This window comes from Alcanivorax sp. 24 (assembly GCF_004360225.1).
Taxonomy (GTDB): Bacteria; Pseudomonadota; Gammaproteobacteria; order Pseudomonadales; family Alcanivoracaceae; genus Alloalcanivorax; species Alloalcanivorax xiamenensis.
In genome coordinates this window covers 183238-195219 of record NZ_SNUA01000005.1, presented here as the reverse complement: position 1 = coordinate 195219, position 11982 = coordinate 183238, and the positions used below count along the sequence as shown (strand labels likewise).

The window sequence follows — 11982 nt, the reverse complement described above, 5'->3', positions numbered from 1 at the left end:
CCCGTCATCCTGTGCTCGCAAGTTCCCGCCCGGAGTTTCATGACCATGAGTTCGACTCAGGCAACGTCCCCCAGGGATACGGTCAGCCAGCCGGAAAATATTTCCGGCATTCGCTCCCTTTCCGGTTTCTGGCTATGGGTGCCGAGACTGGCCACCCTGGCCCTGACTCTGATCACCATTGACTACCTGTTCAACCTGCGGATCATCAACCTCATCACCCGGGTGGAAAGCCAGTTTTTCTACACCGTGGTGGCCCTGATGCTGCCGTTGGTGTTTCTGCTCTGGCCGATCAATCGCCATGGTGCCCGGGACCGGGTGCCCTGGTATGACGTACTGCTGTTCATCGCCGCCGTGGTGGTGTGCGCCTTCTTTGTTTACAACGCGGAACATATCCTCAACCGGGGCTGGGAATACGCCGCGCCGGGCCACGCGGTGACCCTGAGCTTTTTGTTCTGGGCGATTGTAGTGGAAGCGGTACGCCGGGCGGGCGGCTGGCCGATCGCCGTGATCGTTGGCTGTGCCAGCCTCTATCCGATCTTCGCCGATGTGATGCCCGGGCCGATCCAGGGTTTTCCTTCCAGCCCGGACGCTACCGCTATTTATCTGGCCATGAGCCGGGAAGGCATCATGGGGATCCCACTGCAGGCGTTCGCCAATCTGGTGATCGGCTTCCTGCTGTTCGGAGTGGCTCTGCAGCAAACCGGCGGCGGCAAGTTTTTCATTAACCTGGCGTTTTCCCTGCTTGGCCACGTCCGTGGCGGGCCCGCCAAGGTGGCGGTGTTTTCCAGCGGGTTGATGGGCTCGATGAGCGGCAGCGTGATCACCAATGTCATGACCACCGGCGTCATGTCGATCCCCGCCATGCGCCGGATGGGGTTCGGCAAATCCTATGCCGCCGGCGTGGAGGCCTGTGCTTCCACCGGGGGGGTGCTGATGCCGCCGGTGATGGGCGCCACCGCCTTCATCATGGCGTCGTTCCTGAACATTCCCTACGGTACCATCGCCCTGGCCGCGGTGGTGCCTTCGGTGCTCTATTTCCTCGGGCTGTTCATCCAGATCGATGCCTACGCGGCCAGATACGGGATCAAGGGCCTGCCGGAGGACGAGCTGCCATCGTTGCGCCAGACGCTGAAAGAAGGCTGGTATTTCATTTTTGTCTTCGCTTTGCTGATCTGGTTGCTGTTCTTCCTGCGGCGGGAGGCCACCGCGCCGTTCTTCGCCACGGCGCTGCTGCTGATCATCAATCAGCTCCTGCCTTATCAGCGCTGGGGCTGGCGGGAGGTCAAGAATTTCTTCTCGACCTCGGGCAAGCTGTTTGCCGAACTGATCGCCATCCTGGCCGGGGTCGGCCTGCTGGTGGGCGCGCTGTCGGTGACCGGACTTTCCGGCACCATCGCCAACGACCTGATTTTCCTGGCTGGCGGCAACACTCTGGTGCTGTTGCTGATGGGGGCGCTGACCAGCTTTATTCTCGGTATCGGCATGACAGTGACGGCGGCCTACATCTTCCTGGCGGTGGCACTGGCGCCGGCGCTGATCAACGGTGGTGGCATGGACCCGTTGGCGGTCCACCTGTTCATTCTTTACTGGGGCATGCTCAGTTTCATTACGCCGCCGGTGGCCCTCGGTGCCTTCGCCGCCGCCACGGTGGCCGGAGCAAGGGCAATGGAAACCGGAGTCCAGGCGATGCGGCTGGGCAGTGTGATCTATTTCATTCCGTTCCTGTTCGTACTGAATCCGGCGCTGATTTTTCAGGGGGCCTGGCATGAGGTTGTGGTGGTGATCACTCAGGCGTTCTTTGGCGTGCTGCTGATCGCCTGCGCCATGCAGGGCTACCTGCTGGGTGTCGGCGACCTGTCGGTAAACCGGGTTCTGGAGTGGCCGATCCGGCTGGCGCTGATCGGCGGCGGCATGCTGCTGGCTATCCCGGGAGGAGGCCCGGTGCCACTGACCAACCTGACCCTGTCCCTGATCAGCGCCGCGCTGCTGGTGCCCGCCATCGGCGCTGCCTGGCTATCGGTGCGGACCATGCCGGCAGGGCAAACAGCGGGGACCTGAGGTCCCCGCGTGCCAGCGTATCGCGTGTAAGCAATACCTCAATGCCGGAGCTTCAGGGCCGGCAGTCCAGCCCCATATTGGCCTCGATCAGATCGCGGTCGGCGGTGTCGGTCACGCCATCCAGGTTGACGTCGTACCAGCTCGACAGGCCGCCGCCCTGATCGGGGTCGGCCCACCAGGCCCATTGCTCCAGGTCGGTGGCGTCGACCCTGCCATCGTCGTTGCCGTCGCCGGGGCATGCGCTGTCTCTGGCCAGCAAGTCGGTCAAACCGTTGCTCAAGGCCGCGTAATGGGTTTGCTCCGTGGCGGTCAGTTGATCCGGCGTTTTGCCCGCCAGCAGGTCCTGGTCTTCGCGGTCGAGTTTCAAGGTCAGCGGGTCCGGGCTTTCATTGATCTCGTAGAATTCCTCGCTATCGATGAAGGTGTCCGTGGCGCAGTCCAGGCGGCTGATGCGCACCAGCTTATAGTGTTCGTCACGCAGAGTGCTCTGATGGTGAGGAAACAGTTTTACCGGGTCCTCGCCCTGGGATACCCGGTAATCGTTGACCGCGCAGCAGGAATTGAAACCGTCCGCGCCGGCCACGCCGCCGGGACCGTACCAGATGCCGCTCTGGTCTTCGCAGACGCCCTGTTGCGGGAAGATTTCCACGCACACATTGGCGCCGGGAATGACGCAGGGCGGAGCGGGATCAGCGCTGAAATTGGTGCCCAGCTCGCTGAAGTTGGTGTCGCGAATGGTCTGGTGGTCCGGTTCGGTCAGGTAGGGCATCACCGGCCGGGCGTCCAGTTGCACCGAGGCGGGCAGACGCTCCTCGCCGATGCCGGCGATTTCCCGGAACAGGCTGAACAGATCGGTGTTGTTGACCATGTGCGGCACGTCGCGGTCCGGGCTGTTGACGATGGATTCAGGGCCGGCCACCGCCAGCGGCACCCAGACGCCGGATTGATAGAGCGAGCCTTTGGCCCGTACCGGATCGAACGGCAGTTTGACGCTGGGCATGTAAGTGCCGTTGTCGCTGGTGAACACCACTACGGTGTTGCTGTCCGGATTGTAGCGCAGGGTGCCGTCATCGAGCCGCTTGGCGATGCCGGTTTCCACCAGCAGGCGCCCGATCTCATGATCCACCGCCTCCAGCATGTGTTGGGCCACCGCCCGTTGCTGGGCGAAATCCGCCGCTTCGGTGGGATCGACGATGCCCAGTTCCGCCAACTGATTGGCGGCGGGGGTGCCGCAGCCGAGCAGGCTGAGGTCCGCGTCCGGGTGCGGCAGCAGGGCCGCCGGCGGCGGTTGCAGCGGTGCATGCAGGGCGGAATAGCCGAGGCTGAGCATCCAGGGGGTGCCGGGCTGCCGGGCGCGGGTTTGCGTGATCCAGTCGATGGCGCGGTCGGTCTCCCGCACGGTGCGGTAACCGCGGGCGCGGGGATCGGCGGCGAGCAGGGTTTCGTCGCGGCCATCGGCGTGATTGATTTTCCATTCGCCGGTGTAATAGCCGTTCTGGACAGTGAAGTCGAGTTCGGCTCGGCGCACGTCGCTGTACACCGTGGCCTCGGGATCGAACAGGCCGCCGCGTTCCACGCAGGTACGTCCCGGCGTCGGGTAGGCGTCCAGGTCGTTCATGATCAGATGCCCGCCATCGGCCAGATAGCAGACACCGAAGTCCGCGCCGTTCTCGCTGTCGGCCACGGTGTTGGGCACGAAGCCGCACTGGTAGGTGCCCTCCGCCGCCACGCCGCCGCCGGTGGTATCGATCGGGTAGGGCGCGCCATCCAGATAGCCGGCGAAGTAGTCCCAGCCCAGTTCACGCATGGCGCCGTCGCCCAGCGGATGATTCTCGGGGCCCAAGTCGGAACCGGTCAGATGCATCTTGCCGATCAGGGCGCTGACGTAGCCGGCTTCTTCCCGGAGCAGTCGCGGCACGGTCAGGGTGTAGGGCGACACCTGGGAATTGGCCAGGTCATTGGAGACGATGGCGTTGCGCACGTTGTTGCGGAACGGATAGCGCCCCTCGAAAAAGGTGGCGCGGGTCGGTGAACAGGTGGGCATCGACCAGGTGTTGCGGAACCGCACTCCGGCGTTGGCGATGGCGTCGATGCTACTGGTTTCCGCCGGGATCGCGCCGCCGTAACCGAACGCCCGGAACTGATCGATACCGGCATCGTCGACCACGATAAACAGAATGTTGGGTGGCGTGGGTGCGTCCGCGCCATCATCCCGTGATGATCCGGAGTCCGAATCGAAGCAGCCGCCGAGCGTGAACAAGGCACAACTTGCCAGTGTCAGGCCGCTTAATGATGGTTTCATGCTATCCCCCTTTTCTTGTTGGTAAATGCTTTTCCGCCCCGGTTATCTTTTTCTTGCTCTGGACCGCAAGCCCATACCATAAATGGGGTATCCAACGGCGATGGGCGGGTGGGGCATTCTGTCGCTGGCGATTCTTGCAGCCTGGGGAAAACAACAATGACGGGGACCAGCGGCACGGTACGTATCGTACTGCTTGAGGACGACGCGCCTTTGCGGGAACGCTTCGTGGCCATTCTCCATGCCTGGGACGGCGGCGAGTTGGTGGCGGTCTGCGCCACGTTGGAACAAGCGCTGACGGCGCTGGATCAGCATCCGGTGGATCTGTTGATGACCGATCTGAATCTTCCGGACGGTCACGGCATAGACGCCATCCGCCGATTGCGTCAACGCCATCCCGACGCCGATGCCATGGTCATCTCGGTGCTGGCCGACGACGAAACCGTGCTTGCCGCCATCGAGGCCGGCGCGGTGGGTTATTTGCTCAAGGACGCCGACTCCATCGAACTGGTGGAAGCCATCGAGGAGCTGCGCGCCGGGCGTTCGCCGATTTCCTCTTCCATCGCCAGGATTCTGGTGCGTCGCATGAACAAGCCGGCGGATGACGCCACCGGGCCAGGTCTGACGCCACGGGAAATGGATATCCTGCGGGGGATCGCCAAAGGTTTCACCTACACGGAACTGGCCGAATGGCTGGGCATTTCCCGCCAGACCGTGCCGGTGCACATCAAGAACATCTACCGGAAGCTGGCGGCGAACAATCGGTCCGAGGCCGTTTACGAAGCGTCCAAACGCGGGTTGTTGCGCTTGTGAAGCGCACGGTGGGGTTCGCGGTGCTGTGGGCGGTGATGGCGCTGCTTGCCAGCGCTCCGCTGTGGGGGACCCTGCCGGAGCCGGCCAGCGGCCGCATCGACACCGCTGAGCGCTATCAGGATGGCGTCTGGACGCCGGTATCCCTGCCCCAGGCCGGCCGCCCCGCCGGCGGCTGGGAACACTATCGCATCCGGTTTGACTGGGATGGCCGGGACCCGGTCTATCTTTATTTGCCGACGATCAGCCAGCGGGCGGTGGTCGAAGTGGCCGGCGAACGGATCGCGGACACGGAAAACCGCACCACCCTGGTGTCGTTGGCCTCGGGCGTTCCGGCGCTGGTGGCGTTGCCGGGGAAGCTGCTCGAGCGCGGCGGGAACCAGGTCGATATCCGGGTGCAGACCCTGGGCCTGGTACCCGGTTACCTCTCCACTCTGTACGTGGACAAGGCCGAACGGCTGGCGCCGTATTACCGGACCCGGGTGTTCGTGCTTGAGTACCTGCGCTTGATGGTGCCCGCCGGGCAACTGCTGATCGCTCTGGTGGTTCTGGTGGTGTGGCTTTACCGGCCCCAGGAGTCGTTGTTCGGCTGGCTGTTCCTGTTGTTGACCACCTCCATGTTCGTTTATCTGGGAATGATGCGGGAGTTGCTGCCGACGCCGGTCGAGGCCATGTACTACGCCATCATGGCCGGTTCGGCGGCCTGCGAAATCCTGGTGATCACCGTTTTGCTGATCGCCGGTGTGCCGGTACCGCGCTGGTTGAAGATCACGGTGCCGGGCGTGCCCGCCGCCTGCATTCTGGTCAGCGCCCTGGGGCTGGTGCCGCCGGCGCAGGTGGTGCTGTTCGTCAATGCGCCACTGAACATGCTCGGGCAGTTGGCGGCACTGGCGATTCTGGTGTGGGCGGCGCTGGCACGGCGGGTCGAGGAAGCCTGGCTGCTGGTGCTGCCGCTGTTGCTGTCGACGGTGGCGGCCCTGCACGACTTCGCCATCATCATGACCTGGCTGGACGGGCCGATCTTCCTGTCGGTGTATTACCGCCCGGCGATGATGATCGGCATTGCCATGATCCTGATGCGCCGTCTGGGTCTGAGCCTGGGGCGTCTGGACAACATCAATGGTTATCTGACGCAACGGCTGCGGGAGCAGGAACGGGAGCTTGAGCGGCTGCACCAGGACGAACGCCGCGAAACCGCCGCGCGGGCGCTCAGCGAGGAACGTCGGCGCCTGACCGCTGACCTGCACGATGGCCTGTCCGGTCATCTGGCCTCGATCATCGCGCTTTCGGAGCGGGAGAAATCGGAACGGGTGGAAGGCGCCGCCCGCGAGGCCCTGGATGATCTGCGGCTGGTGATTCATTCGCTGGACATCGACGACCACGAACTGCCGGTGGCTCTGGCGGGATTGCGGGAACGTCTGGAGCGGCAGCTCAAACGGTTGGGCGTGGCGATGGACTGGTCGCTGGCACCGCTGCCGGAGATCGCCGGGGTCACCCCGTCCCACGCGCTCAATGTGTTGCGCATCCTGCAGGAGGCGATCACCAACGCCCTGCGGCACGGCGGCGCCACCCGGATCACGGTACGTGGCGCCCGGTCCGAGTGCGGCCAGGCGTGCATCACGGTGGAAAACGATGGCCGCCCCTTTCCACGCCGGCCCGAGCGGGGCGGTGAGGGACTGATCAACATGCGTCGCCGGGTCCGGCAACTGAACGGTGTGATCGACATCGAACCCCTGGCCAGCGGCACCCGTCTGACCCTGCTGCTGCCCCTGCGTCTGCCCGGCGCGGAGCCGGACCAGGGCCAGCCGGATCCGGTGGCGTAGCCATGCGTACCGCTGTCGCGGTGGCTTTGTTGGCGGTGCTGGCCGGTGTGCTGGTGGCGGTGTTCCAGGCGCGGGGCGGCGGGGCCGCCGGCCCGATTACCGCGCACTGGGTCGAAGAGACGCAATGCGGGCAGTGCCATCAGGCCCAGGTGCGCGATTGGCGCGGTTCGCATCACCATCGCGCGATGACCGAGCCCACCGATCAAACCGTGCGCGGCGCCTTCGACGGCACCGGTTTCGTTGGCGAGACCCAGAGCAGCGTTTTTTTTCGCAGAGACGGCGAGTTCTGGATTCGCACCCAGGAGCGGGACGGTGAACCGGAAGAACACCAGGTGGCCTACACCTTCGGCTGGGAGCCGCTGCAGCAATACCTGCTGGAAACGGAGGGCGGGCGGCTGCAGGCGTATGGCGTGGCCTGGGATACGCAAACGCGGTCCTGGTTCCATCTCTATGACCGGCCGGAGGTGGACGAGCGGCACCCGTTGCATTGGCGCCAGCCCGCCCAGAACGCCAACTTCATCTGCATCGAGTGCCACACCAGCGGTTTTCAACGGGGCTACGATGCCGCCGGGGACCGCTTCGACAGCCATTGGCGGGCCCTGGGCGTGGGCTGCCAGAGCTGTCACGGCCCGGCCTCACGGCATCTGGCGTGGGCGCGGGCGCCAGCGGAGGCGGTGCCCGGCCACGGTTTCGAGGTGCCCCTCACCGACGCCGCCCGTGCCTCCGAGGTGGACACCTGCGCGCGCTGCCACAGTCGGCGCGCACCGCTGGGCGACGGTGCCCACCCCGGCGCCGCCCTGCGTGACGATTACCGGGTGACCGGGCTGAGCGCGGATCTGTACGAGGTGGACGGCACCATCCGGGGCGAAGTGTTCGAGTACGGCGCTTTCGTGCAAAGCCGCATGCACGCCGCCGGCGTGGTCTGCTCGGATTGCCACAACGCCCACAGCGGCGCCTTGCGTGCCCCCGGCAACGCGGTCTGCACACAGTGCCACAACGGCACCGGCGAGCCGGTGCGCCCGGCGATTCGTGGTGATGGCCTGCGCGCCGGCGACTACGACAGCCCGGCGCACCATCATCACGCCGCCGGCTCGCCGGGGGCGCAATGCCAGGCCTGCCACATGCCCGGCAAGGTCTATATGGGCAATGACCTTCGCCATGATCACGGCTTCACCTCGCCGGACCCGGCGCAGGCGCGGGCGCTGGGCCACGACGACGCCTGTCTGCAATGCCACGCCGGCGAGGCCGAGGGGCCGCTGATCGACGCTTTCCGCCGCTGGTACCCGGATCATCAACCACGAGACGGCGGCTACGCGCGGGCGCTGTTCAAGGCCCGTGGCGGCGAAGCGGGTGCCGCCGGCGCGCTGTTCGAACAACTGGCGCGGCAGGATCTGCCGGCATTGCGGCGTGCCGCTCTGCTTTCTGAACTGCCGGCCTATCCGTCGGCGCGGGCGGGTCAGGCGGTGCGCGACGGCCTGGCCGACCAGGCCGCGGCGGTACGCGAAGCGGCGGTGGCGATGGCCCCGGCCCTGTTACCCCCCGGCGAGGTGGTGGCGGCCTTGCAGCCGCTGCTGACCGACCCGGTGCGCGCGGTTCGGCTGGCGGCGGCCTGGCAACGGTTGCAGGCCAGTGGTGGCTCGCGGCACACGCCACCGCCGGCCTGGCTGGCGGAATACGAAGCGGTGCAGCAAGGCCTGCTGGAGCGCGCCGACGCCCACTTCAATCTCGCCAACCTGTACCTGCTTACCGGTCGTCAGGATCGGGTCGAAGCGGCGCTGCGCGACGCCCTGCGCCGTGATCCGGCGTTCTTCCCGGCCACCGTGCTGCTGGCGCAATGGCTTGAGCAATACAAGGGCGAGGCCGACCGGGCGCGCGCCCTGCTGCGCGAGCAGATCGCCCGGTACCCGGACGAGGCCAGCCTGCGTCATGCCCTGGGGCTGTCGTTGGTGCGCCACCGCGAGCATCGGGCGGCGCTGGCGGCGTTCCAGGCGGCCCACCGTCTGGCGCCGGACAACGGCGATTACGCCTATGTGCTGGCCATCGCCCTGCACGATGGCGGCCAGCCGAGGCGGGCCCGGCAGGTGCTGCGCCAGCAGTTGCGCGCCCACCCGGCCGACCGGTCGCTGCGTCTGGCCCTGTTGAACTTGCTGGGCGACCGACCGGATGAGAGGCGCGCCTTGCTGGCCGAGCTCAGAGAACAGAATCCCTGGGACCCGGTATTCAGCCGCCGGAGCGGCACCGGGCCCCACCATGACAAAAACGGAGAACAAGGAGGGGGTTATGAATAGGGTAAGTCACCGGTTGATACTGACCGGCATCGCCTTGACGGTGTCGGGCTGCTGGCTGGATTCCGACTCGGACACGGCGGCCGGCGATGACACGCCACAGCGGCCGAACATCCTGTTCGTGATCATGGACGATGTGGGCATCGATCAGATGCCGTCGATGGGCTATGGCGGCGTCCATCCGCCGAGCATGCCCAGCATCGACGCCATCGCCGCCGAAGGGGTGCGCTTCCGCAACACCTGGTCGATGCCGGAATGCTCGCCGGGCCGCGCCGCCCTGCTGGCCGGCAGCTACCCGACGCGCACCCACATCAATCAGGCGATCGGGCCCAACGACCTGGCCAATTCGCAGCTCAGCCCCTACGCCACCACCATCCCGAAACTGCTGAAACAGGCCGGCTACCAGAGCGCCATGTTCGGGAAATTCCATCTGGCCGGACCGGAACACAACGTGGCCGGCAACGGCACGCCCGGGGAATTGGGCTGGGATTATTTCCACGGCTGGACCGGTGGCCTGCCCGGTTCCATCGACACCACCGCCGGTGGCGTGGCACCGGAAGGCACCTATAGCTGTGGCTTCGTGCCCAGCGTTGTCGAGGACCCGCTGCACGGCGCCGCTTTCGGTGCCTGTTACGTCCAGAGCAGCGAGGGCACCGCCTGTTCGCGGTTGACCAGTGTGGAGCACGGCGACTCCGCCGGTCTGCAATGCCTGGCCCGCGGCGGCATCCTGGTGCCGGCCCGGGCGTGTCAGTCGAGCGCGCCGGCGGCGCTGGATTTCGAGCGTGAGAACGCCCATTACGTCTCGCCGCTGGTGATCAACAGCGAGGAGGGGGTGGAAGAAGCGGCGCTCACCGATCCCCGTGGTCGGGGCTATCGCTCCACCCTTGAAGTCGATGCCGCCCGCGACTGGATCAACACCCGTAAGGCGGGCACCCCCTGGATGGCGACGGTGAGTTTCAGCGCCGCGCACACCCCCTTGCAGGTACCTCCGGGGAACCTGTTGCCCTCGGACGCCACCGCCGCCATGCGCACCGACTGCGGCATGGGCACCGATAATCTGGTCAATCAACGGCTGCTCACCGACGCTCTGATCGAAGCGATGGACGTGGAACTGGGCCGGCTGCTGGTGGAAACCGGCATCGCCGAACGGGGCGAGGACGGCGCCCTGGTGTATCGGCCGGAGAGCGACACCGTGGTGGTGATCGTCGGCGACAACGGCTCCCTGGGCACCACGGTGAAACCACCCTTCGACGTCACCCGGGCCAAAGGGACCGCCTATCAGACCGGCGTCTGGGTGCCGTTGATCATCGCCGGCCCGATGGTGGCGATGCCGGACCGTGACGTCGGCAGCATGGTCAATGCCGCCGACGTATTCCATCTGTTCGGTGAGATCGCCGGGTTGGAGGTGGCCGGACTGATTCCCAACGGGCACGACGGGGTGTCGATGCTGCCTTACCTGCTCGATCCGGCCCAGCCCACCCTGCGCCAATACAACTTCACCGTAGGGGGCTTGAACCTGCAGGCCGGCGGCGGCCGTAATGGCCCCTGCGTGATCGCCACCACCTGCTCGCACACGCCGGTCAACAAGGCGGTGTGCGAGGACAACGGCGGCGTCTGGTGGGGCGTTGGCGCCGATGCGCCGGAGGTGGTGCGGGGTGATCTGACGCAATGCTGGCAGGTCAATCAGGCCATCTATCAGGACGACCCGGCGCGCTACGACGCTGACCGCAAGGGGATGGGCTGGACCGTCTATCAGGCGGTGCGTGACGACGAGTACAAACTGGTGCGCAACCATGCGCTGGATTACGACATCGACAGCGATGGCCCCATCGACGTGTATTCCGAGGAGTTCTACCGCATCGATCAACAGGCGCCGACGCCCAGGCTGGACAGCGAGGGCAGCGACCTGCTGGCCGGCGGTGATCCGTCATCGCTCAGTGATGAAGAGCGTGCCCGCCACGCCGAGCTGAGTGACCAGCTCGACGCGATTCTGGCGTCACCGGGCGAGTGCCCCGGCGACGGCAATCAGGACCGCCGGGTGGACGAAGCCGACCTGGCCAACCTCGACGCCCTGGTCGACGGCGGGTGGAGCGGCTCCAGCGTTTACGATTTCAACCTGGACGGCGTCACGGACGCCGTGGACCGGGCGGTGATCTCCGACCATTTCGGGCCGTGCCCTTGAGCCTGCCCGGAGGCGTTCCGACGCGGAACGCCGTTGCGACTCCCCTTCGGCTGCCCGGCAAGTACGGAAGGCCGGTAAGGGGAGAGCGGTTGGATTGTTACTGGGGCCGGAATGCATTCAGCGTCCGGCATCCAGCCGGTCCAGCTCCGATTGGTGAGCAAGTAATTCCTGTCGTGCCTCGCTGAGCTTTTTCCTTCGCTTTTTGATATCGTCCTGGTCCCCTTCCCGGATGGCGGCGTCCAGGTCGGCCTGGCGTTCGGCTACTTCCCGTTGTTTTTCGCTGACTTCGGCCCGGGCATCGTCGATCAGGCCTTGATCGGTGCACTTGTTGCGCAACGCGTCCAGGGCCCGTTGCAGCCCCCGGGCTTCGTGGTCATGGCCGTGAGCGCGTGCTTCCGCCTGCTGACGTTCCACTTCGGCGATCTTCTTCCCGCACAGGGGTTGGGCAGCGAAAACCGGGGCCGCCAATGCGAGGATGGCCAGGGCGGCGGGTAAGACGTAGGGGGAGGGTTTCGGCATGGGGCA

7 protein-coding genes are annotated in these 11982 nt (G+C 65.9%); 5 read left to right on the top strand and 2 right to left on the bottom strand.

What is annotated here, in order from left to right:
• Positions 1–45: 45 nt before the first annotated feature.
• Positions 46–2058 carry a TRAP transporter fused permease subunit gene (locus E0L37_RS09150; protein WP_133491441.1) on the top strand — a complete coding sequence of 671 codons (2013 nt, stop codon included), beginning with the start codon at positions 46–48 and terminating at the stop codon, positions 2056–2058.
• 52 nt (positions 2059–2110) lie between these two features.
• On the opposite strand, the gene E0L37_RS09145 is transcribed toward E0L37_RS09150, so the two are convergent.
• Positions 2111–4360 carry a sulfatase-like hydrolase/transferase gene (locus E0L37_RS09145; protein WP_133491440.1) on the bottom strand — a complete coding sequence of 750 codons (2250 nt, stop codon included), beginning with the start codon at positions 4358–4360 and terminating at the stop codon, positions 2111–2113.
• 156 nt (positions 4361–4516) lie between these two features.
• On the opposite strand from E0L37_RS09145, the gene E0L37_RS09140 reads away from it, so the two are divergent.
• From E0L37_RS09140 to E0L37_RS09125, 4 genes are read left to right on the top strand one after another with little or no spacing between them, the layout of a single operon-like run.
• Entirely contained in the window at positions 4517–5170 is a 654-nt protein-coding gene (locus E0L37_RS09140; protein WP_133491439.1) for a response regulator transcription factor, read from the top strand.
• Positions 5167–6990 (top strand): sensor histidine kinase, encoded by a 1824-nt coding sequence (locus E0L37_RS09135; RefSeq protein WP_133491438.1) that lies wholly within the window; start codon positions 5167–5169, stop codon positions 6988–6990. Before E0L37_RS09140 ends, E0L37_RS09135 begins: the two co-directional genes overlap by 4 nt.
• Positions 6991–6992: 2 nt before the next feature.
• Positions 6993–9278: a multiheme c-type cytochrome gene (locus E0L37_RS09130; protein WP_133491437.1), complete on the top strand. Its 2286-nt coding sequence runs from the start codon at positions 6993–6995 to the stop codon at positions 9276–9278.
• On the top strand, positions 9271–11457 hold the full coding sequence (locus E0L37_RS09125) for a sulfatase-like hydrolase/transferase (RefSeq protein ID WP_166643030.1): 2187 nt from the start codon (positions 9271–9273) through the stop codon (positions 11455–11457). The genes E0L37_RS09130 and E0L37_RS09125 overlap by 8 nt, the downstream gene beginning before the upstream one ends.
• Before the next feature lie 117 nt (positions 11458–11574).
• Here E0L37_RS09125 and E0L37_RS09120 read toward each other — a convergent pair whose 3' ends face one another.
• Positions 11575–11976, bottom strand: coding sequence for a DUF1090 domain-containing protein (locus E0L37_RS09120; protein ID WP_166643029.1), 402 nt, complete (start codon positions 11974–11976; stop codon positions 11575–11577).
• Positions 11977–11982: the final 6 nt, after the last annotated feature.